We start from the raw sequence: 21,261 nt of genomic DNA, 5'->3' as shown, positions 1-21,261 counted from the left end.
CTTGAAAAGCACGTCCGGAGTTCCTGCTTACCGCCGCGTGCTGCTCAAGCTATCTGGCGAAGCTTTGATGGGAAGTGACGCCTATGGCATCAATCTCGAGGTGCTGACGCGCATAGCCTCGGAAATCAAATCAGTTACCGTCATCGGTGTACAGCTCGCCGTCGTCATCGGTGGGGGGAATATCTTCCGGGGTATGGCGCATGCTGCCCGGGGTATGGACCGTGCGTCGGCCGATTACATGGGCATGCTGGCGACCATCATGAATTCACTTGCTTTGCAAGATGCGTTGGAAAAACTGGATGTTCCGGTAAGGGTGCAATCAGCGCTACGATTCGAGCAGGTGGTCGAACCGTATATTCGGCGCCGCGCCATACGCCACCTGGAAAAGGGGCGCACTGTGGTTTTTGCGGCGGGTACCGGAAATCCTTTTTTCACGACCGATACCGCCGCGTCGCTGCGCGGGGCGGAAATCGGCGCCGATGTGCTGCTCAAGGCAACCAAAGTCGACGGTATCTACGACCGCGATCCGGTGAAACACCCCGATGCCAAGCGCTTTAATCAAATTAGTTACAACGAAGTGCTGGAGCGACGATTGGGGGTGATGGATGCCGCATCGATCGCGCTATGCCGTGATCAGAACCTATCTGTTCGTGTATTTAACATTACTAATCCTGGTGACCTCATGCGGATCTGTCTCGGTGAAAACGTCGGAACGCTTGTAAAAGGAGATTAGCCATGGTGCATTCAGTTGAAAACATCAAAAAAGACGCCGAAACGCGTATGGCAAAATCATTGGAGGCACTTAAAACGGATCTTGGAAAAATACGAACCGGCCGGGCCCACCCCGGGCTGCTGGAACACATACGTGTCGATTACTACGGCAACAAATCGCCATTGAGCCAGACCGCCAACGTGGCGATCGGCGATGCGCGCACGCTTACCGTGACCCCTTGGGACAAGACCATGATTCCGGTGATTGAGAAAGCCATCCGTGAATCTGATCTGGGACTCAACCCCATGACGGCAGGAGGAGTTATCCGTGTCCCGCTTCCGCAGTTGACCGAAGAAAGGCGCAAGGAGCTCTCCAAACATGTCCGGGCCGAGGGAGAAAATGCCAAAGTGGCCATTCGCAACATCCGTCGTGACTCCAATCAGCACCTGAAAGATGCTCTCAAGAAGAAATCAATTACCGAGGACGATGACAAACGCGCCGAAGAGGTGGTGCAGAAATTTACTGACCGTTTCATTGGCGAGGTCGACAAACTGGTGGCAGCCAAGGAAAATGACATCATGCAGATCTGATTTCCGCAGCGCTCATTCTGGGTTGCTGTTCCGGTATCGAAAAGCGAACTAAGATTATTTATTAATGGACAACACACGTATTACCGATCTGGCTGTCGTTGTGGCCAATCAGTCGGACATTCCGAGACACGTCGCTGTCATTATGGATGGTAATGGCCGCTGGGCGAAAAACCGCAATCTGCCACGAGTGGCTGGACACCGCAAAGGGGTGGAGCATGTGCGGGACATGGTTACCGTGTGTGGCGAAAAGGGAATTAAATACCTTACCCTCTTCGCATTCAGTAGCGAAAACTGGCGACGGCCGCCACAGGAAGTTCGCTTGTTGATGGATCTTTTTCTGAACGCGCTTGAAAACGAGATAATAAAATTGCATAAAAACAAGGTTCGATTCCGCACGATTGGGGATATCGAGCGCTTTGGGAAAAAAATCACGGATCTCATCCATCAGTCGGAGACGCTCACACAGAAAAATGATGCTCTGACACTCACTGTGGCTGTCAATTACGGCGGGCGATGGGATATTGCGCGGGCTTGTGCCGAGTTGGCTCAACGTGCCGTACGCGGCGAGATAGATCCAAAAACCATCCGTGAGGAAAATATCGAACCATTCCTCAGCTTGGCCGGATACCCAGAGCCGGATCTATTCATACGCACCGGGGGTGAGCAACGTATCAGTAATTTTCTGCTCTGGCAGCTTGCCTACACTGAAATGTATTTCACGCCGGTCCTCTGGCCGGATTTTGACCGTGCGCACTTCGAGCAGGCTCTAGTCTCCTATGCCGGACGTCAGCGACGTTTCGGTTTGACAGGTGAGCAGATCGAAGCAGCGCGACATGCTTAGAAAACGTATTCTTACCGCAATCATTCTGGTTCCGCTTCTGATCGCGGCGTTGTTCTTTTTTCCCATTCACTGGAATGTCCTGTTGTTTGGGTTATTCGTCGCGGCGGCAGCCTGGGAATGGGCGGCACTCTCCGGTTTTCAGCGATTATCGGCCAAGTTGTTATATGTTTTTTCCCTTCTGGTACTGGGAATCGCCGGGATGTCCACGTTATCGCATGCCACGCTGGTTATTTATTATCTTTTCGCGGCATTGTTGTGGTGGATTTGGGCATTTGTTGAAATCATAAGTCGCAAGGAAATAAACCAGGGAATGTTTACAACTACGGCTGGACGAGCCGTCGGTGGATTTCTGGTTCTTCTTCCGCTCTGGGTTTCTACCGTTTATCTCTTATCGGCGGATCAAGGACGTCCCCGCGATTTGCTGTTTTTGTTTGTCTTGGTGTGGGTGGCCGACACGGCTGCTTATTTTACCGGTTCGTTCCTGGGACGCACCAAACTCGCTCCAAAGGTCAGCCCCGGAAAGTCAGTGGAAGGTGTGGTCGGCGGCCTCATCGGCGCCGTGCTGCTGGCCTGGCTTTGTGGGACAATGATCTGGAATTACGAGTTCAGTCTGCTTATGCAATGGATCGGTTTGGCAGTTGTGGTAGTCCTGTTTTCAGTCGTGGGGGATCTTACTGAAAGCAAACTCAAACGCGTGGCCGGTGTCAAAGATAGCGGAAATCTGCTTCCCGGCCACGGAGGTGTCCTGGATCGTATTGACGCATTGACAGCCGCCGCACCGGTATATGCGCTTGGGCTAATATTGCTCGCGAAGTCCTGATATATGACCACCCCGAAAAATAATTTCACTGACGAACGCGCCAACCATGGCGTGCGTGGCGTTACAATTCTTGGATCCACCGGATCTATTGGCATTAACACGCTCGATGTGCTTGCCCGGCATCCCGACCGCTATCGCATCATGGCGCTTACGGCCAATACACAAGTGGAACGCCTCTTCGAACAGTGCCAGAAATATTTGCCTCCGAAAGCGGTAATGCTGGATCCACATTCCGCGATCCGGCTCAAGGAAAAAGTCAGAAAATCGGGTATTGCGGTGGAAGTGTTATCCGGTATCGAGGGATTGAATACCGTCGCTACTCATTTACGAACGCATATCGTCGTGGCCGCGATCGTTGGCGCCGCCGGGCTGATGCCGACATTGGCGGCCGTGCGCGCAAAAAAGCGGGTGTTACTCGCCAATAAAGAACCATTGGTGATGTCCGGGCATATCTTTATTAATGAAGCCCGCGCCAGCGGTGCCGAGCTGATTCCGGTCGACAGCGAACATAATGCAATATTCCAGTGCATGCCGATCGGTTACACAACAGGCGCCGCCCCCGCCACGGTAAAACGGATTTTTTTGACATGCTCGGGCGGGCCATTCCGCACTTTTCCGGCCGAGGCGCTGGTTTCCGTTACTCCCGAGCAGGCCTGCGCGCATCCCAAATGGGTCATGGGCCCGAAAATATCCGTCGATTCCGCAACGCTGATGAACAAGGGCCTTGAGCTTATCGAGGCATGTTGGCTGTTTGGGGTAACACCTGACCAGGTTGAAATAGTCATTCACCCGCAAAGCGTGGTTCATTCCATGGTTGAATACGTGGATGGATCGGTGCTGGCACAACTCAGTAATCCTGACATGCGCACACCCATTGCCCATGCTTTGGCCTGGCCGGAACGGATTGAATCAGGCGTCAAGAGTCTGGATCCTTTTGAACTCGCGCGCCTTGATTTCGAGCGCCCTGATCTCAATCGCTTCCCGTGTTTGCGTCTGGCATACGAAGCCGCCCGTGCCGGAGGTACCACGCCGGCGATTCTGAATGCCGCAAACGAAGTCGCGGTGCAGGCGTTTCTCGACCGGAGAATAGGTTTTACCGATATACCGCGTGTGATCGAATACACCCTGAAGAATCTGCCGGCAAACCGCGACAATCAGTTGGGAACGGTCCTTTCCGATGACGTTCATGCCCGTGAAATGGCTGGGAGATATGTCACTGAACGTTTGTCCCATATGAGTCAAGGTGTTACATGATGGATTTGTTCATATATGCCGGTGCGTTTGTGGTTGCTCTCGGGATCTTAATCACGGTACATGAATTCGGCCATTTTTGGGTCGCGCGTCTGGCCGGCGTAAAGGTATTGCGTTTCTCCGTCGGATTCGGAAAACCGTTGTGGATGCGGCGCATTGGCAAGGATGAAATGGAACTGGTGATCGGGGCATTTCCACTCGGCGGGTACGTAAAAATGCTTGATGAAACCGAGGAAAAGGTGTCACCGCAGGAAATACACCGCGCATTTAATCGCCAGAAGTTATGGAAGCGCATGGCAATCGTGACGGCTGGCCCGATGTTCAATTTTCTCTTCGCCATATTTGCTTATTGGATGGTTTATTCAATCGGTATAGACGGAATAAAACCTGAAGTAAGCAAGGTAGTTGATGGATCGTTAGCTCAGCAGGCAGGATTCCGAGCAGGAGACGTGATCCAGAGTATTGACGGCAAAGAAGTTCAAAGCTGGGATCATCGCCGGCTGTATTTGTTTCAACGGGCACTTGACAATGCGCTGGTGGGATTTGAAGTGCGCGACATACAAGGTAACGCCAAGTCGCTGAAACTAGACCTGTCCGAATTACCTGTTGAAGAGGTGAACGCCGGATTACTTGAAAGAGGGATCGGGTTGATCGGCTTTTTTCCTGAACCATTACCTGTGATCGGCGCCATGGAACCTGGACCTGCGGCTCGCGCCGGCTTGAAAGTTGGTGATCGTCTGCTGGCGGTGAATCATCAACCGGTGGATTCTTGGGAGAACCTGGTGGCGTTGATCAGCCGGAGTCCCGGAACGTCCATACACATTCTGGCAGAACGCGACGGGGAACGGCTTGATTTTGAGGTGACACCTGATGCCGTCTCACTGGGTGAAAAAACGATCGGCCGTATCAATATTCGTCCGTTATTCGGTGAAATTCCCGATGAAGCGAAAGTTCGCGTGCGTTTCGGGACAGGCGAAGCCCTGGTGGAAGGTATTGGCACAACCTGGGCGATGTCCGTGCTCACGCTGGAAATGCTTTATCGCATGCTCAAATTGGAGGTGTCCGCGCGTAACATCAGCGGTCCCATCACGATTGCCCAGTATGCCGGTCACTCAGCCAAAGTGGGTTTTGAGCAATTTGTGTTGTTTCTAGCCATTATTAGTATCAGCCTGGGGGTATTGAATCTGCTCCCCATCCCGGTTCTCGATGGCGGCCATCTGATGTATTACATTATCGAGGCTGTGAAAGGAAGCCCGGTCTCCGAGCGTTTTATGGTCGTCGGCCAGCAAATCGGAGTGGCCATGCTGATCGGGCTGATGGTGCTGGCGTTTTATAATGATCTAACCAGAATTTTTCTTTAACCCGATCGCCGCTGGCGGGAAATCAGAACTGAACGAAGAATGAAAAATATTCCAGCGGCGTTTTTCCTTTATTTTTTCTCTGTTTCCTTCTGCCTGGCCATGGAGCCATTTGTGGTGAAGGATATCCGTGTGGAAGGTCTGCAGAGGATATCGGCGGGAACAGTATTTAACTATTTGCCTGTCAAGATGGGCGATACGCTAACGGAAAAAAAATCACAGGACGCAATTCGCGCCCTGTTCAAGACAGGATTTTTTCGGGATGTAAGACTCGAACGTGATAAGAATGTACTGATTGTCACGATCGTCGAACGGCCGTCAATTGCCGGCATCAAGATTGTAGGGACAAAGGAACTTTCTGAAGAAGACCTTAAGACAGGTTTGAAAGAGATCGGCTTGGCGGAAGGGAGGGTGTTTAATAAATCCCTGCTTGATCGAGTAGAGCAGGAGTTACGGCAACAGTATTTTGCCCGGGGTTATTACGGTGTCGTCATTCGCCCGACGATCACACCACTGGAACGCAATCGTGTCGATATTAATATTGATGTCATCGAGGGTCGTGTCGCCAGGATTCATGAAATCAACATTGTCGGAAACCGGCTTTTTGGCGATAAGCAACTTCGAAAACTATTCAGTCTTGGTCCCAAGCCGTGGTATGCCCTGTTTTCCAGCCGCGACAAGTACTCAAAGCAAAAGCTCGCTGGTGATCTGGAACGTCTGCGAAATTTCTATCAAGACCAGGGTTTTCTGGAATTCAACATCGAATCCACCCAGGTTTCCATAACCCCTGACAAGGAAAATATATATATAACGGTAAATATTTCCGAAGGAAAAAAGTACACAATCTCCGGATACAAGCTGGCCGGGGTCTTTGTACTGCCTGAAAAAGAAATTAATGAATTGATTGGCATCAAATCCGGTAGTGTTTTTTCCCGCAAGGAAATTACCGAGATTTCAAAAAGAATCACGGATCGTCTCGCCAACAATGGTTATGCGTTTACTAACATCAATCCCATTCCAGACGTTGACAAGGAAAAGTCACAAGTCTTTTTCACGTTTTTTGTCGATCCTGGCAGACGAATATACGTGCGACGTGTCAACTTCTCCGGCAATGTGACCACAACGGACGAAGTGCTGAGACGTGAAATGCGCCAGCAGGAAAGTGCATGGTATAACGCCTCGAAAATCCAGCGTTCACGCATCCGCTTGCAACGGCTCGGATTTTTTGAAGACGTCAATGTCGAAACACCGGCTGTTCCCGGAGTTTCCGATCAAGTGGATGTCAGCATGACCGTTAAAGAAAGGCCTACCGGAAACCTGCTATTTGGCATTGGCTTCTCCGATACCGATGGATTACTGTTGAATGCCAGAATAACCCAGAGCAATCTGTTTGGTACCGGAAAGGAGTTGAGCGTGGGTATCGACAATACGCGGTCCACGACTAACTTCAACATTCGCTACGTCAATCCCTATTATACGAATGAAGGTGTCAGTCGCGGTTTCAATTTCTTCTCAAGCACGGTAGATGCCGCAGAAGCGGACACCGCCGCCTACACTGTGGATAGCAGGGGATTAGGCATCTTTTATGGCATACCATTGAGCGAAGACAACAAGATAGATGTGGGAGTTGACGTGGAGCGGATTGATCTGAAAACCAACTCCACCAGCGCACAGGTTGCGCAGGACTTCGTCGCCATAAATGGGCCATCGAATACTGTATTAAAGACGACGCTCGGCTGGTCATATGATACGCTGGACAGCTTGCTGGTGCCGACCTCGGGATCCATTCAGCGATTAACGGCGGAAATTACCCTGCCGGGTTCCGAGGTCGAGTATTACAAATTGACCTATACCGCTGGCCGTTACTGGCCGTTAAGCGAAACGCTCACCTTCAAGACCAGGGTGGAATTGGGTTATGGTGACGGTTTCGGTGACGATGACTCGTTGCCGTTTTACAAAAATTTCTTCGCCGGTGGCAGCAGCACGGTGCGCGGTTATCGATCGCGATCATTGGGGCCCAGAGATACCTTGCCTCCGAATGATCCCATTGGCGGCAACCGGAGGGTACTGGCCAATATGGAGCTTTTGTTTCCTTTCCCGGGCGCGACAGTCGAAAATAAAACCATGCGACTCAGTCTGTTTACTGACGCCGGCACGGTCTACGGCCCGGGTGAAAAGCTCGATCTCGGGCAGTTGCGCTATTCCGCTGGTTTGGCGTTTAATTGGTTTTCACCGATCGGACCGCTCGCCGTCAGCTATGCGGTGCCGATCAACGAGAAACCCGGAGATCGAACCGAAACAGTTCAATTCACCCTGGGCGTACCCTTGCGATAAGTGGTTAGGAGGTAGTTTTGAAGCACAGAATGGTGCATATCCCGTTAGTTATATTTCTAGCCGTCGCCGGCGTGGCCGTGGGGCCGGTGGCAGCGGCTGAACTTAAAATCGGCTATGTCAATGCCGTTAAAGTGATCGAAGAGGCACCACAGGGTGAGGCCGCGCTGAAGAAACTCGAGGCGGAGTTCGCACCGCGCGACAAGCAGATAATCGAGATGCAGAATAAGCTCAAGCGGCTTGAGCAGGATCTGGAAAAAAATGCTCTGGTGCTCAAGGACGCCGAGGCGCGCTCCAGGGAATTCGAGATCGTTGGCCTTAAACGGGACCTGCGCCGGGCTACCCAGGAATTTCGCGAAGATTATAATCTGCGGCGCAATGAAGAGTTGGCTGCGCTGCAGAAGCTTGTGCAAAAAACTATCGCAGAAATTGCCAAACAGGATAACTTCGATCTAATACTGGAAAGCGCCGTATATGCGGGACCGAAAGTGGATATTACGGATAAGATTCTCAAGAAACTAGGAAAGAAATAAACAAAAATGTCCGTTACCCTCGCAGAGCTGGCCAAGCGATTTCAGGGAAAGGTGCGAGGCAATCCCGATACGAGGATCGAATCCGTCGCGATGCTGGAGACTGCCGGTCCTCATGATATTGCCTACGTTAGCGACCGAAAATATCTCGAATTACTTCCAAAAACCGCTGCCGGTGCGGTTATTCTCACCGAGACCGATGCGGATCATTTTTCCGGAAATGTATTGCTCGTCGAAAATCCACATTTGTGTTTTGCACGCGTTGCGTCGCTGCTGCATCCATTGCCCGCGTTTAAGCCGGGGATACATGCAACGGCCGTGGTAAGCCCGAAGGCACGTGTAGCAGGTACATCCTGGATCGGTCCCTATTCCGTCATAGAGAGCGAGGCCGTAATCAAGGATGGGGTATGGGTAGGGCCCGGATGTTACGTTGGCGCACATGTTCTGATTGCAAGTCGTACCCGTCTTTTCGCGCATGTGGCCGTTTATGACCGTTGCACCATTGGTGAGGACTGTCTGATTCATTCCGGCGTGGTAATCGGCAGTGATGGTTTCGGTTATTCAAAGGATAATGAACGCTGGCAAAAAGTGCCGCAACTGGGTCGTGCGATCATTGGCAATCTTGTTGAAATCGGTGCCAATACGACGGTTGACCGGGGCACGCTGAAAGACACGGTAATCGGCGACGGAGTGAAACTGGATAATCAGATTCAAATTGCTCACAATGTTCAGATCGGTGAAAACACGGCGATTGCCGCATGTGTGGGTATTGCAGGCAGCACCGTGATCGGCAGACGCTGTACGGTGGGCGGGCAGGCCGGCATCGTCGGGCATATCGAAATTGCAGATGATGTTCACGTCACCGCCGGTTCACTGGTGACAAATTCCATTGCACAGGCAGGTGTTTATTCAGCCAGTCTTAAAGCAGAACCGGTGGAGAAGTGGCGCCGGAATGCCGCCAGGTTGCATCACCTGGACGAGATAGCACGGCGTCTAGGAAAATTGGAAGATAAACTTCAGCAGCTTTCCAAGGAGCAAAAAAATTGAATTCGCATGATATTCATGAGGTTCTTAAATACCTACCGCACCGATATCCTTTTCTTCTCATCGATCGTGTCATCAGCTACACGAAAGATCAGTCTCTTACGGCCATCAAAAACATAACTATCAACGAACCTTTTTTTCGGGGTCACTTTCCCTATCATCCTGTAATGCCCGGTGTACTCATCCTCGAAGCCATGGCTCAGGCCTGTGCCATCCTTTCGATAAAAAGTCTTGATACGACACCCAATAAAGATTCGGTTTACTATTTAGCGGGCATCGATAAGGCACGCTTCAAACGGCCGGTCAGTCCTGGCGATCAACTCGTTATCAAAGTGGGGATCAAACGCGTCATGAAAGGAATTTGGGTCTACGAATGCAACAGTTTCGTGGATGAAGAACCTTGTTGCAGCGCGGAATTGATGTGTACGTACAAGGGTGTTTGAGTGATTCACCCTCAAGCCATAGTCGATCCGGGCGCTAGACTCGGTGACAACGTCCATATCGGTCCTTTCACAATCGTCGGACCGGACATCGAAATCGGTGATGGCACCTGGATCGGGCCGCATGTTGTGCTTCGCGGACCGCTTCGTATTGGAAAAAACAACAAAATCTATCAGTTTTCATCCCTCGGCGAAGCGCCGCAACATGTAGGGTATAAAGGCGAATCCACACGACTCGAGATCGGAGACCGGAATATCATCCGTGAATACTGCACCTTCAATCGGGGAACCGTGGAGGGTGGCGGCGTAACCCGCCTGGGAAATGATAACTTCATCATGGCCTATTGTCACTTGGCGCATGACTGTCATGTTGGCAATCACACGATCTTTGCCAATTGCGCAAGCCTGGCTGGTCACGTTACGGTGGAGGATTACGCAATTCTGGGCGGATTTACGTTAGTACATCAATTTTGTCGCGTTGGCGCACATTGCATCACGGGAATAGGTGCCGTTGCATTCAAGGATGTTCCCCCATTTGTAACCGCCACGGGAAACGCAGCGGAACCTCATGGCCTTAATGTACGTGGTCTGAGACGTCGCCACTTTCCTGAATCGTCGATTGAAGCGCTACGGCGGGCTTACAAAGTCCTGTATCGATCCAAACTGACATTGAATGAAGCGATCGAAAAACTCGAAGAGGCAGCCGAGTCATTTCCGGAGGTCAATCAGTTTCTGTCTTTTATCAAGGCATCAACGCGCGGTATTATTCGATAAACCGTGAAAGGTCAAACCGGGTTCCGTATCGGAATAGTGGCGGGGGAGGTTTCCGGCGACCTGCTGGGCGCAGGACTGATGCGCGCCCTCCGTCAGCGCATGCCGGGTTTGTCATTCGAGGGAATTGGCGGCCCGCAGATGCAGACGCTAGGTTGTCGCAGTCTCTTTCCCATGGAAAAGCTATCGATCATCGGGCTTGAAGATATCGACAAATATGCCGACATTCTCCGGATACGTAATCGCCTGGTACGCCATTTTTTGTCAAGCCCGCCGGATCTATTCGTTGGTATTGATGTTCCCGATTTCAACCTCGGGCTTGAGGAGAAATTGAAATCAGCGGGTATTACTACAGTTCACTACGTCAGCCCGACCGTGTGGGCTTGGCGACGCTATCGAATCAGGAAAATCCGGCGTGCGGTTGATCACATGTTGACGCTTTTCCCCTTTGAAGCAAAATTCTATCGCCAACATCATGTTCCCGTGACATTTATCGGACATCCATTGGCAGATTCGACCTATAAGGTTACTGATACGGATTCAATCCGGAAAAAATTTCTCATACCTGAAAAAAAGTCTGTTATAGCCCTGCTACCAGGGAGTCGTATAAGTGAACTCAAGCGACATGCCGACCTTTTCGTAAAGACGGCGATTTGGCTGAGTCAACGTTATCCGAATATTCATTTTATTGTGCCGCTCGTAAGCGATGACACAAAAGCAATTTTCGAAAAGTCATTATTCCGATGCGGCGGCTGGTTTTTACCTCTGACAATCGTAGCCGGCCAGTCTCGCGAAGCGATGCTGGTGTCTGAGATCATTGTTCTGGCATCCGGCACGGCTACATTGGAAGCGGCGTTGCTAAAGAAGCCTATGGTCGTCACGTATAGGATGTCCTGGTTTTCCTATTATCTGATCAGGCCTTTCTTGCACGTTCAATTATATTCGTTGCCCAATATTCTGGCCGGCCGCGAACTGGTTCCGGAACTCATACAGCATGAAGCGACGCCTGAGAAATTGGGTGAAGCGGTAGGGCAATATCTGACTCGTCGTGATCTGGTGCGGAGGACACGAAAAGCGCTCGCCGAGGTTCAACGTTCGCTTCGCCGGAACGCGAATGCCCGCGCTGCCGAGGCAGTGATAAAAATGCTGAAGTCACGGAAAACGGGAAAATCCCAGGTTTAATGCGACGGAATCGACAATGTCCGAAACAGTGAAGATCGGCGGGAAAATTATTGCTGGAGTAGATGAGGCCGGCCGGGGACCTTTGGCTGGACCGGTTATTGCAGCTGCCGTTATCCTTGACGAGGCCAGACCCATAGAAGGTCTGGCAGATTCAAAAAAGTTAAGCGCCAGCAGACGTGAAGTACTTGCTGTCGCCATCACAGACCGTGCGCGTTGTTGGGCCCTGGGGCGGGCGGAAGTCGAGGAAATAGACAAAATCAATATTCTCCAGGCGAGCCTTCTTGCCATGAAGCGGGCGGTCGCCGGATTACGCGTAATCCCTGATCTGGTAGTGGTTGACGGGAACCAGGCCCCAATACTTGATTGTCACGTACAGACGATTATCCGCGGCGATGCTACCGTTGCGGAGATATCCGCGGCATCGATATTGGCGAAAGTTGCGCGTGATCGCGAGATGACGGAAATGGACAAAATATTTCCCGGATATGGATTTTCCCAGCACAAGGGATATCCGACTGAACTCCACAAGCAGGCAATCAGGAGAATCGGGGTCAGCGCCATCCATCGTCTTAGTTATGCTCCGGTGAAGGCGTTACTCGGTTTATAAATCGATAAGAATAACCAAAAGCAACGATAATAGTTGGATAACCAATAATTTCTTAATTACACACAATTCTTGTGCCACCTGTCAGCAACGAATGATATCCCCGGATTTGAGCGTCAAGTCGAGATGAACGATCGTCGCTGCAGGTTATAATTCGGATATGGATTATTTCCCGATATTTCTCGATCTCAAGAATCGTCACTGCTCCGTCATCGGCGGCGGCGAAGTGGCATCCAGAAGAGTCTCGTTGTTGATGGATGCCGGTGCGGAGGTAACAGTTTTTGCCCCAACCGTGAACAGCACGATTCAACGTGCCGTCAGCGATGGAAAAGCTCGGCACGTTGCCGAAGAATTTATTCCTGAACAGCTGGCAGGCAGCACCCTGGTTATCGCCGCAACGGACGATCCATCCGTTAACCGCCAAGTGTCGGATGCTGCCAGATTACGCGGGATCCCGGTCAATGTCGTCGATCAGCCGGATTTGTGCACGTTTATCATGCCATCGATCGTTGACCGCTCTCCGGTCATTATCGCCGTTTCGACGGGCGGAGCGTCGCCGGTACTCGCGCGCCAAATCCGGGCACGGCTTGAGGCGCTGATTCCAGCCGGATACGGACGATTGGCGAACTTGGCTAACCGCTTCCGCGATACCGTTAAACAGCGCTTCAAACAACCGGCGCAACGCCGTCGGTTTTGGGAACAAGTTCTGCAGGGGCGCATCGCTGAGCTCGTTCACACGGGACAGGACAGTGCAGCGGTTGCGGCGCTTCAGAAGAAAATTGAATCTGACGATCACAACAGCTCACCCCTGGGCGAGATTTATCTTGTCGGCGGCGGTCCCGGCGACCCTGATCTCCTGACATTCCGCGCCTTGCACTTGATACAGCAGGCGGATGTGGTGGTTTATGATCGGTTGGTGTCCGCGGCGGTACTTGATCTGGTACGCCGTGATGCAGTGCGAATCTATGCAGGAAAGGAGCGCGATCATCACGTGCTCCCTCAGGAGGATATTAACCAGTTATTGGTGCGTTTGGCGAAAGCAGGAAAACGGGTTGTGCGGCTGAAAGGTGGCGATCCGTTTATTTTTGGGCGAGGCGGAGAGGAAATCGATACCCTCGCGGCCGAGGGGATACCGTTTCAGGTGGTTCCCGGCATAACCGCCGCGTCAGGTTGCGCCGCCTACGCTGGTATACCACTCACGCATCGCGATTATTCCCAGTCCGTTGTGTTCGTGACCGGGCACTTGAAAGACGGAACGGTAAACCTTAATTGGAAAGCCCTGGTTCAGCCGAATCAAACGATAGTCTTTTATATGGGATTGCTCGGCCTTACAACGATCTGCCGCGAGCTGATACATCACGGCATGTCACCTTCCACCAAGGCGGCGCTGGTGCAACAAGGTACCCTGCCAAATCAGCGGGTTCTGGTCGGAAACCTGGAAACCTTGCCGGCGATTGTGGAGGCGGCGGAGGTAAAAGCGCCAACCCTGATTATCGTCGGCGAAGTGGTGCAACTGCGTGAGCGCCTCAACTGGTTCGCCCCCGCCTCTCCTGGCGCGGCAAGCGGCAAGGAAAGTTAAACTCGCTTATTTCCAGGCCCCAACTGAATGGCCTTGCTGACGAGACCGTGGACGCTGCCTACCATGTCCATGGGGAATTGGTAGTAGGGAAGTACCTTGGCAAACTGGCTCTTGCAGATGGCGCATATTGCGGCCACATGATTCACGCCATGTTCTTCAACCACTTGCCTGAGAGCGTTCATTCGGGGCGCGGCCCCCTTGACACGCAATTCCAGCAAATCATCTGTCAGCAGCCCGCCACCGCCGCCACAGCAGAAAGTCTTTTCATGAATTGTTTCCGGCGCCATGTCATAAAAGTGATTGCAGCATGCCCGGATAATGGCCCGCGGTATCGTGAATTGTCCTCCGGGATGGTTTCCCATGCGTGAGGCGCGCGAGACATTGCACGAATCGTGGAAGGTGACCACTTTGTCGTCGTTGACGGATTTGTCAAACCGGAGCGCACCACGATCGATCAGGTCGTGCGTGAACTCGCATATATGCTGCGGTATCGGATAATTCCGATCCAAGAAATCAAATGGGCCGATGAGTGTGTTCCAGTAGTTGTAGGCCACGCGCCAGGCATGCCCGCATTCTCCCACGATGATCCGTCTGACTCCCAGTTCCTGCGCTGCTTCCCGTATCCGTACAGCCACGCGTTGCAGATTGGAATGCGATCCGATAAACATGGAAAAATTCGATGCTTCGGAAGCATGTGACGACAGTGTCCACGAAACTCCGGCGGCATGAAAAACTTTGGCATAACCGATCAATCCGTCAATATGCGGTTCGGCGAAAAAATCGGCGGATGGTGTGACTACCAGGACTTCGGCCCCCTTGATGTCGAGCGGGAATCTGACATCCACGCCGGTTTCCTCTTTGACGTCTTCCTCAAGACTGGCGAGCGTGTCGGCCAGGGCGGGTTCGGGCAGTCCCAGGTTGTTTCCGATGTTGTGGACCTTGGAGATTATTTCGTTTGTGTACTTTTGTCCCAGGCCCACTGACGACATGATATGTCGTGCCGCCATCGAAATCTCCGCCGTGTCGATTCCGAACGGGCAGAATACCGAGCAACGCCGGCATTGTGAGCACTGATGAAAGTAGCTGTACCAGTCGTCAAGGACTTCTTTCGTCATATCGCGTGCACCGACGAGTCCGGGAAAAAATTTACCGGCGAAGGTGTAATAACGGCGATATACGGAACGAAGCAGGTCTTGGCGTGCAACCGGCATGTTTTTTGGGTCGGCAGTGCCGAGAAAATAGTGGCATTTGTCGGTACACGCGCCGCATTTGACGCATGAATCCAGAAATACCCGCAGCGCGCGGGATTGCTTAACCAGATCACCCAGTGTATTGACGGCAACCTTTTCCCAATCTGGGACGAGTTTATCCGGGAAACCAAGGCGTGCCTGGATTTCGGGACCGGCGGGGAAGGGTTTGCTGTGAGCCATCGCTCCCGGTTCGAGGAAGGGCACAGCCCGGGACTTGCTCAAGACGGGGACTTTAATTTCACTCATGAGCGCTATCCGTTCCGCCATGTTTCTTCCCCTCGGCGTTATTGATTTCAGCGCTCCAGCCGGAAAGCCAACGGATTTCGCGCGGATTATCCACCTGGTTGATGGCAGGGCTGAAAAATACCCCGGGCGCATGAAGCAATTTGCTTAGAGGAAAAACAATCAGGAGTATGGCCACCAGGGCAAGATGCAACATCAGGAGCGGAATTGCCGACAATGGCTGCCATTTGAAAGTAATCAAACCCCGGATAAACGCCTTCACGACGATGATATCCGGATAGTCAAAATAGTTCATCGCCAATCCGCTGGCGGCGATTCCAACCAGCAGTGCAAGCATCAAGTGATCGGAAAGACTGCTGATATAGCGTATCCGGTCAACCAGGAGGCGACGGCACCACAACCCGGCAAGGCCGATCAGCATTGCCGCCGCGGCGTAATCTCCGATGGGCTGTATCGCCAACACCCAGGACCACACCGGATCAGTAAAATAAAAAAGATGGCGGAGCAGCAATAACAGCATTGAATAATGAAATATCCATCCAAAAGACCAAGTCCATTTATTTGCCTTAAACAAGCTTTCAAACAGGATCACTTCACGAGCCACACGAATTATAACACCGATTCTGGTTGTCGGTGCCGGAGTCGTGGGAATTTTCAACGGTTGCGGTGTACAAGCGTAACTGATGATTTTACGCGTGATCCCTGCGAGGAATACCGCAGCGGCCAGATACAACAGCAGCGTATAGATTACAGTGACAACAGACATAAATTATTTTGCAATTCCCTGGTTTGTGGGGCGCAGACTAATACGATATGGAAAATCCATTTATACGCAGCCAGTCGGTTTTGGCAGGCCCGCATATCGGCATGCCTGTTTGGCCGGACCGTAAGGGAATAATTCATACAAATACCGGCTGCTGCCTTTTTCCGGGCCGAGTTTTTTACCGATGGCTTTGGTCAAAACGCGAATCGGAGGGGCAATCTGGTATTCCGCGTAGTAATCCCGTAGAAAATTAATGACTTCCCAGTGATCATCGGTCAAATGGCAATTGTCGTCCGTGGCCATCTTTTGAGCGACTTCTTCGCTCCAATCGGCAAGATTCGACAGATAACCTTCCTCATCTGTTTCAAGGATTTCCCCTTTCTGGCTTATAGACATTCGCTTGCTCTTTTTTAATAACGATAAAAATGCTAAAGCCAGGCCTGGACACCGGGATACTCCACCACGAGATCGACAAAACCTTCGTAATCAATCAATTGGATTCCGTCAATAACGCGGTCTTTCATTCCACGCGCCTCAATATCCGGTTTCAGGGCATAGATCGGGTAATTCACCAGGGCGCGCTCAACCAAACTGGTTACAGATCCCCCTTTCAAAGCGCCATAAATTCCATCCTCAATGAGCAGCACAGCAGACCCGTTATTAAGATGCTTTAAGCAGCTCTCCAGGGAATTGCGCTCGGTAGGGGATTTGTTCACGGTGTGCAGCATGTGATTTCTTTCTCAAAAACTTAAAATAATATCCTGTGAAGCCATCAATTCGGCCATTTCCCTGACACTGATAACTTCTGCCGGGACAATAAAATCACTCCCGCTTATACCGCGCGCCTCCATCGACTCCCTTTCCACGTACAGCTTGGTGACGCCAAAGTCCTCAAGCGCGCGATACGTCTGCGAAAAATTCTTCATGCCGATGAACGTGGTTTCCTGACCTTTGACAATCTGGAAGATACCGTCATCGAGAAAGGCGAGGCTCACGTCCTGGTCAAATGCAGCTGAGATCATGACAACTTCAAGCGCCTCCAGCGCGTAAATGGTGCCATAGGGCGCCTTGCGGTTAACGAATAAGAATTTTTTAATTCTCGTCGAAGTATCTGTGCCAGATTCATTCACTTTTCGTCCCCGAAGACAAGATGATTCATGAAGCGGATTGCATCAATCGCCAAAGACAACAAGGCGATCGGCTTCGATACCTATTTCGACCAGCCGCCCCAAGCCGGTTATTTGAAAACCATCCTGAAGGTTTTCCTCCTTGATTCCGCGGCGAAGTGCGGCAGCCACGCATATGAACAATTCAAACTGATTATCACCCGCAAGCTCCCGCCAACGATTGGTGATATGGCGGTCATCTTGCGGCGGCTCGATGAGTCGACTGGCGTTGTAAACGCCGTCTTGATAAAAGAATACGCGCAGAATTTGATGGCCTTTATTTACCGCTGCCTTGGCAAATTGATATGCTGAATCAGACGCCTGATGCGTGTATGGCCCTTCATTGACCAAAATGCCGATTTTCATCGTTACCCCTTTTTATTGCACGTTACCAACACGAAATCCGACCCAGCTGTCATGATAACCCGTCATTTTCTTTCAAGACAGTGAGTTAAATTTGTAACATTTGTTGCGCGCTTGTTAATGATTGAATCGGCTTAGTTTCAACTCCCGCCGGTGTTATGTAAATGAAAATGCCTGTCGCCATATCAGGAAGGATATTTCTATCATATTGTTCTAATTGATGTTTCTTGAATTTTTTAATCGGAATCATTATTGAATGAATAAAGAAATCATGGCACGTGGTTAGGAGGAATGTTTTTTGAAACACAACAATATTGAATTGAATGCTACTGCTAACAATAGGGATTTAATAATATTATTTTTTAGTGCGAAGGTTCCTGTATTCTTCGAGCATGCGTTTTACCACACTGGTTGATACCGATACGCTGTTCCGGCAGCTTGATGATTCATGCTGGATTGTCTTCGACACGCGTTTCGTACTGTCTGATGCCGATGCCGGAGAACGTGCTTATGCTGCCGGACATATTCCAGGCGCCCGATATGCGAATCTCGATAAGGATTTATCCGCTCCCCAAGCAACCAATAGTGGCCGGCATCCGCTTCCCAATCCGGGCACACTTGCAGAAAAGCTTGGCCAATGGGGAGTGGATAAAAACAAGCAGGTCGTTGTATATGACGACGCATGTGGCGCCATGGCGGCACGGCTGTGGTGGCTTATGCGCTGGTTGGGGCACGAAGCCGTTGCGGTTCTCGATGGCGGTTTGCACAAATGGCAGGATGAAGGAAAGCCATTAACAACCATGACTCCAAATATATTGCCGTCACATTTTTTCCCGGAAATCAGCGATGATATGTGTGTAACGGCGGACCAGGTAGAGGCGATGCTGAATAATATGAGTGGCCAGCTCATTGACGCCCGCGCTGCAAAGCGGTTTCGCGGCGAGCAGGAACCGCTTGATAAAGTTGCCGGACACGTTCCAGGGGCTGTCAATCTGCCTTATGCGGAAAACTTAAATATCGATGGCAAATTCAAGCCAGCTGTTATTCTGCGAGATCGGTATCTGAACGTCTTAAAAGACGTAAAGCCGATGGATGTTGTTCACATGTGCGGCTCAGGAGTCACGGCATGTCACAATTTGCTGGCGATGGAACATGCCGGATTATCCGGCTCTAAATTATATGCCGGCAGTTGGAGCGAATGGATTACGGACAACCGACGCCCGGTTGCAACGGGCGAATAGACGGTTAGCTGAATGCCGAATAATAATTACACCGGGATATTGCTTTTGATCATCACAGAAATCCAAAAGAATGTAACTTGGCGGACAATTTTATTGTCGCCTGATTAATGTTTTGAGCCGTCTGGTATGCGTTTTGTCATCAACCGCTGACCTGCAAAATGTGTTTTTTCAAGGAATTGTAAAAGCTTCTCTGCCGCATTACCGGATTTGATCAGCGCCTGGTAAGGTAAAATTGCTCCTTGCCAATTTTGTGTGTGCCAGCGGGCATCCGGTACCAGATCTGTATCCGCCAGTTTCTTTGGCAGGGGGTAGGCGGTAATGTAAAAATAGGGATCAGGGATGGTTTCATCGCCAGTGGAAAATCCGAAATTCATCTGTTTTTCAGCTGCTTCCTCATCGTTGAGATCAACGCCCGGCACTAATTCTCCGGTAAACCATACCATGGCAATGTCGAAATGATGCGGCCATAACTGGACAGGACTTGTCGCCGGGATCAAATGTTGTTTGAAGCGTTTGAATATGGCATCGATTCGAAACAAGGCTTGCCAAAATCGCTCTGCTGCCTTTGGGTCATAATTATTATCCTGTTTCGCGTCAGACGGTATGACGTTGCTCAGCTCCGGCCGAATGCCCAATTTTCCCAGCAACTCAAGAGTCTGCCTGCCTAATGCGGCGGCTGATTGATTTTCCAAAGGGATAGGGCGCGAATCGCCATTCCTTGTCCTGATAACAAGCGAATGACCGGTGAAATCGAGATACAATTCAAAACCGGTTTTATCAAAAGGAATTTCCGTGGTGGTAATTCCGTACGGCTCGACACGTAAGCTAATATGCCACCAGTGCTTTTGCCTGGGAGTTAAGGCGCCGCGAACGACACCAAGCAGCTTGGCATACCCGTGAATCGTGTCGCGAGTAGGCCGCCAGTATTCCAGTTTCAGATCGGGAAATTCTCCAGGTAACATGGCATAAGTCCTGTACCGGTAAGTGCCAGGGCAACTATTTCGCAAAAACCTGATTCATATCGGCAAAGGCTTTGAATTCAAGCGCGTTACCACTTGGGTCGAGAAAAAACATTGTTCCCTGTTCGCCAACCTGATCCTTGAACCGGACGTAAGGCTCGATCACAAATCGAACTTTGGCCTGACGGAGACGGTTGGCCAATTCCTCCCACTGGGACATGGTGAGAATAACGCCAAAGTGAGGTACGGGTACGTCGTGTCCATCGACCGGATTCGTCGTGGAATTCCCACGTGACTTTTCTGACAAGTGCGCAACGATCTGGTGTCCATACAGATCGAAATCCACCCATTCATAAAATGCTCGGGCTGCGGCGAGATCATGTACAGGAAAGGCGTAGTGAAATAACGGTTGCACTATTTCTCCTTGTGCATCTTCAGGGATGCGGAATTGATACAATAGCGTAAACCGGTAGGCGCCGGTCCATCAGGAAAAACGTGTCCAAGGTGCGCCCCGCATTGACTGCAAATTACTTCAGTTCTGCGCATGAATAAGCTGTTATCTTCATGCTCAGCTATGTTCTCCGGTTTCATTGGCGCAAAAAAACTCGGCCAACCCGTTCCGGAATCAAACTTGGCGTCGGAACTGAAAAGATCATTTCCGCAGCAGACGCACTGATAAAATCCCTTGTCTTTGCAGTCGTGATACTCTCCGGTGAATGGATGCTCCGTCCCTTTTTTCCTGGTTATTTTGTATTGTTCGGGAGTGAGAATTTTTCTCCATTCAGCATTATTTTTGTATATTTTGTATTTCATATTGTCATCGCCCCATGCCCGCGAGCCGGCTTGTTAAAAGGGAAGATAGCGGCTGTAGAAAAGCGCAAGTCCAACAATAAGATTCAGTCTGGAAACTATAATGTTTAAACGTGAAAATAACATTGTAAAAACAAAATATCACTTACTCATGTCATTGCGTTATACCGCTGAATCTGAAATACGCCCGCGACATATTGGAAACATATCTGACGCTGGAGTAGGGACGAGATGGGAGCAGTTCTCGCCAGGCCGCCAGTTGAGATAAATCTTACCGGTTACCAGCGAGAATTTACGGTATGACGGAATAGATGACGAGTGTTTATACATCGTGGAAAATACACCGAAACGCCGGTGTGGGCCCGTATGGCCTTGCCTCCCGGTCGCTGGATCCATGGATTTATAGTTGAATT

General features: G+C 50.9%; 25 protein-coding genes. 15 read left to right on the top strand and 10 right to left on the bottom strand.

Translation table 11 applies throughout. From position 1 onward, the window contains the following. Position 1: 1 nt before the first annotated feature. The 14 genes from pyrH to cysG all read left to right on the top strand — a co-directional run bounded on the left by pyrH (position 2) and on the right by cysG (position 14,053). Positions 2-733: a UMP kinase gene (pyrH, locus tag WD823_RS00375; RefSeq protein WP_368427497.1), complete on the top strand. Its 732-nt coding sequence runs from the start codon at positions 2-4 to the stop codon at positions 731-733. Between the two features lie 2 nt (positions 734-735). Beyond that, complete coding sequence (gene frr / locus WD823_RS00370) at positions 736-1,302, top strand: ribosome recycling factor (protein ID WP_368427496.1); 567 nt, start codon at positions 736-738, stop codon at positions 1,300-1,302. Positions 1,303-1,366: 64 nt separating this feature from the next. Continuing rightward, entirely contained in the window at positions 1,367-2,143 is a 777-nt protein-coding gene (locus tag WD823_RS00365) for an isoprenyl transferase (protein WP_368427495.1), read from the top strand. Next, positions 2,136-2,963, top strand: a complete 828-nt coding sequence (locus WD823_RS00360) for a phosphatidate cytidylyltransferase (protein ID WP_368427494.1) — start codon at positions 2,136-2,138, stop codon at positions 2,961-2,963. Before WD823_RS00365 ends, WD823_RS00360 begins: the two co-directional genes overlap by 8 nt. A 3-nt stretch (positions 2,964-2,966) precedes the next feature. Further along, a complete protein-coding gene (gene ispC, locus WD823_RS00355; protein WP_368427493.1) occupies positions 2,967-4,217 on the top strand; it encodes a 1-deoxy-D-xylulose-5-phosphate reductoisomerase in 1,251 nt (416 codons plus the stop codon). Further along, the gene (gene rseP, locus WD823_RS00350; protein WP_368427492.1) at positions 4,214-5,575 is read left to right on the top strand and encodes an RIP metalloprotease RseP; all 1,362 of its coding nucleotides are present in this window, start codon (positions 4,214-4,216) and stop codon (positions 5,573-5,575) included. The genes ispC and rseP overlap by 4 nt, the downstream gene beginning before the upstream one ends. Before the next feature lie 39 nt (positions 5,576-5,614). Beyond that, positions 5,615-7,906, top strand: coding sequence for an outer membrane protein assembly factor BamA (gene bamA, locus WD823_RS00345; protein ID WP_368427491.1), 2,292 nt, complete (start codon positions 5,615-5,617; stop codon positions 7,904-7,906). A gap of 17 nt (positions 7,907-7,923) precedes the next feature. Continuing rightward, positions 7,924-8,436 (top strand): OmpH family outer membrane protein, encoded by a 513-nt coding sequence (locus WD823_RS00340; RefSeq protein ID WP_368427490.1) that lies wholly within the window; start codon positions 7,924-7,926, stop codon positions 8,434-8,436. Positions 8,437-8,442: 6 nt separating this feature from the next. Next, positions 8,443-9,480: a UDP-3-O-(3-hydroxymyristoyl)glucosamine N-acyltransferase gene (lpxD, locus tag WD823_RS00335; RefSeq protein WP_368427489.1), complete on the top strand. Its 1,038-nt coding sequence runs from the start codon at positions 8,443-8,445 to the stop codon at positions 9,478-9,480. After that, positions 9,477-9,920, top strand: coding sequence for a 3-hydroxyacyl-ACP dehydratase FabZ (fabZ, locus tag WD823_RS00330; protein ID WP_368427488.1), 444 nt, complete (start codon positions 9,477-9,479; stop codon positions 9,918-9,920). Before lpxD ends, fabZ begins: the two co-directional genes overlap by 4 nt. Next, positions 9,921-10,691 carry an acyl-ACP--UDP-N-acetylglucosamine O-acyltransferase gene (lpxA, locus tag WD823_RS00325; protein ID WP_368427487.1) on the top strand — a complete coding sequence of 257 codons (771 nt, stop codon included), beginning with the start codon at positions 9,921-9,923 and terminating at the stop codon, positions 10,689-10,691. Positions 10,692-10,694: 3 nt separating this feature from the next. Further along, positions 10,695-11,870 (top strand): lipid-A-disaccharide synthase, encoded by a 1,176-nt coding sequence (gene lpxB, locus WD823_RS00320; protein WP_368427486.1) that lies wholly within the window; start codon positions 10,695-10,697, stop codon positions 11,868-11,870. Between the two features lie 16 nt (positions 11,871-11,886). Then, entirely contained in the window at positions 11,887-12,477 is a 591-nt protein-coding gene (gene rnhB / locus WD823_RS00315) for a ribonuclease HII (protein ID WP_368427485.1), read from the top strand. 157 nt (positions 12,478-12,634) lie between these two features. Next, entirely contained in the window at positions 12,635-14,053 is a 1,419-nt protein-coding gene (gene cysG / locus WD823_RS00310) for a siroheme synthase CysG (RefSeq protein WP_368427484.1), read from the top strand. Here the strand turns inward: cysG and dsrK are convergent. The 7 genes from dsrK to WD823_RS00275 form a co-directional block, all read right to left on the bottom strand. After that, entirely contained in the window at positions 14,050-15,549 is a 1,500-nt protein-coding gene (dsrK, locus tag WD823_RS00305; protein ID WP_368427626.1) for a sulfate reduction electron transfer complex DsrMKJOP subunit DsrK, read from the bottom strand. The two genes, cysG and dsrK, sit on opposite strands and share 4 nt — an antisense overlap. After that, a complete protein-coding gene (locus WD823_RS00300) occupies positions 15,542-16,312 on the bottom strand; it encodes a respiratory nitrate reductase subunit gamma (RefSeq protein WP_368427483.1) in 771 nt (256 codons plus the stop codon). Before WD823_RS00300 ends, dsrK begins: the two co-directional genes overlap by 8 nt. Positions 16,313-16,372: 60 nt before the next feature. Next, the gene (locus WD823_RS00295; RefSeq protein WP_368427482.1) at positions 16,373-16,705 is read right to left on the bottom strand and encodes a TusE/DsrC/DsvC family sulfur relay protein; all 333 of its coding nucleotides are present in this window, start codon (positions 16,703-16,705) and stop codon (positions 16,373-16,375) included. A gap of 32 nt (positions 16,706-16,737) precedes the next feature. Further along, positions 16,738-17,037, bottom strand: coding sequence for a sulfurtransferase complex subunit TusB (gene tusB / locus WD823_RS00290; RefSeq protein ID WP_368427481.1), 300 nt, complete (start codon positions 17,035-17,037; stop codon positions 16,738-16,740). Positions 17,038-17,049: 12 nt separating this feature from the next. Next, on the bottom strand, positions 17,050-17,439 hold the full coding sequence (tusC, locus tag WD823_RS00285; protein WP_368427480.1) for a sulfurtransferase complex subunit TusC: 390 nt from the start codon (positions 17,437-17,439) through the stop codon (positions 17,050-17,052). A 42-nt stretch (positions 17,440-17,481) separates the two neighbouring features. Beyond that, positions 17,482-17,841: a sulfurtransferase complex subunit TusD gene (tusD, locus tag WD823_RS00280; RefSeq protein ID WP_368427479.1), complete on the bottom strand. Its 360-nt coding sequence runs from the start codon at positions 17,839-17,841 to the stop codon at positions 17,482-17,484. Between the two features lie 85 nt (positions 17,842-17,926). Beyond that, entirely contained in the window at positions 17,927-18,088 is a 162-nt protein-coding gene (locus WD823_RS00275; protein ID WP_368427478.1) for a hypothetical protein, read from the bottom strand. Between the two features lie 142 nt (positions 18,089-18,230). Between WD823_RS00275 and WD823_RS00270 the strand changes: the two genes are divergently transcribed. After that, positions 18,231-19,079 carry a sulfurtransferase gene (locus WD823_RS00270; RefSeq protein ID WP_368427477.1) on the top strand — a complete coding sequence of 283 codons (849 nt, stop codon included), beginning with the start codon at positions 18,231-18,233 and terminating at the stop codon, positions 19,077-19,079. A gap of 104 nt (positions 19,080-19,183) precedes the next feature. Here WD823_RS00270 and WD823_RS00265 read toward each other — a convergent pair whose 3' ends face one another. The 3 genes from WD823_RS00265 to msrB are packed head-to-tail and all read right to left on the bottom strand — an operon-like array spanning position 19,184 to position 20,851. Next, positions 19,184-20,041 (bottom strand): DUF5996 family protein, encoded by an 858-nt coding sequence (locus WD823_RS00265; protein ID WP_368427476.1) that lies wholly within the window; start codon positions 20,039-20,041, stop codon positions 19,184-19,186. Between the two features lie 34 nt (positions 20,042-20,075). Beyond that, entirely contained in the window at positions 20,076-20,453 is a 378-nt protein-coding gene (locus tag WD823_RS00260) for a VOC family protein (RefSeq protein WP_368427475.1), read from the bottom strand. Beyond that, the gene (msrB, locus tag WD823_RS00255; protein ID WP_368427474.1) at positions 20,453-20,851 is read right to left on the bottom strand and encodes a peptide-methionine (R)-S-oxide reductase MsrB; all 399 of its coding nucleotides are present in this window, start codon (positions 20,849-20,851) and stop codon (positions 20,453-20,455) included. The genes WD823_RS00260 and msrB overlap by 1 nt, the downstream gene beginning before the upstream one ends. Between the last annotated feature and the right edge of the window lie 410 nt (positions 20,852-21,261).

The sequence above is a fragment of the Sulfuricaulis sp. genome (assembly GCF_040901545.1).
Lineage (GTDB): Bacteria > Pseudomonadota > Gammaproteobacteria > Acidiferrobacterales > Sulfurifustaceae > Sulfuricaulis.
Note: the sequence above shows the minus strand (reverse complement) of the source record. Positions and strands in the feature narration are given on the sequence as shown.

Bases quoted from the DNA above. Each gene is read 5' to 3' on its own strand.
- msrB (WP_368427474.1), bottom strand. From the start codon at position 20,851: ATGAAATACAAAATATACAAAAATAATGCTGAATGGAGAAAAATTCTC.
- WD823_RS00300 (WP_368427483.1), bottom strand. From the start codon at position 16,312: ATGTCTGTTGTCACTGTAATCTATACGCTGCTGTTGTATCTGGCCGCT.
- dsrK (WP_368427626.1), bottom strand. From the start codon at position 15,549: ATGAGTGAAATTAAAGTCCCCGTCTTGAGCAAGTCCCGGGCTGTGCCC.
- frr (WP_368427496.1), top strand. From the start codon at position 736: ATGGTGCATTCAGTTGAAAACATCAAAAAAGACGCCGAAACGCGTATG.
- lpxD (WP_368427489.1), top strand. From the start codon at position 8,443: ATGTCCGTTACCCTCGCAGAGCTGGCCAAGCGATTTCAGGGAAAGGTG.
- bamA (WP_368427491.1), top strand. From the start codon at position 5,615: ATGAAAAATATTCCAGCGGCGTTTTTCCTTTATTTTTTCTCTGTTTCC.
- WD823_RS00360 (WP_368427494.1), top strand. From the start codon at position 2,136: ATGCTTAGAAAACGTATTCTTACCGCAATCATTCTGGTTCCGCTTCTG.
- WD823_RS00295 (WP_368427482.1), bottom strand. From the start codon at position 16,705: ATGTCTATAAGCCAGAAAGGGGAAATCCTTGAAACAGATGAGGAAGGT.
- tusB (WP_368427481.1), bottom strand. From the start codon at position 17,037: ATGCTGCACACCGTGAACAAATCCCCTACCGAGCGCAATTCCCTGGAG.
- cysG (WP_368427484.1), top strand. From the start codon at position 12,635: ATGGATTATTTCCCGATATTTCTCGATCTCAAGAATCGTCACTGCTCC.
- WD823_RS00365 (WP_368427495.1), top strand. From the start codon at position 1,367: ATGGACAACACACGTATTACCGATCTGGCTGTCGTTGTGGCCAATCAG.
- WD823_RS00275 (WP_368427478.1), bottom strand. From the start codon at position 18,088: ATGATTCCGATTAAAAAATTCAAGAAACATCAATTAGAACAATATGAT.
- rseP (WP_368427492.1), top strand. From the start codon at position 4,214: ATGATGGATTTGTTCATATATGCCGGTGCGTTTGTGGTTGCTCTCGGG.
- tusD (WP_368427479.1), bottom strand. From the start codon at position 17,841: ATGAAAATCGGCATTTTGGTCAATGAAGGGCCATACACGCATCAGGCG.
- ispC (WP_368427493.1), top strand. From the start codon at position 2,967: ATGACCACCCCGAAAAATAATTTCACTGACGAACGCGCCAACCATGGC.
- rnhB (WP_368427485.1), top strand. From the start codon at position 11,887: ATGTCCGAAACAGTGAAGATCGGCGGGAAAATTATTGCTGGAGTAGAT.
- WD823_RS00270 (WP_368427477.1), top strand. From the start codon at position 18,231: ATGCGTTTTACCACACTGGTTGATACCGATACGCTGTTCCGGCAGCTT.
- WD823_RS00265 (WP_368427476.1), bottom strand. From the start codon at position 20,041: ATGTTACCTGGAGAATTTCCCGATCTGAAACTGGAATACTGGCGGCCT.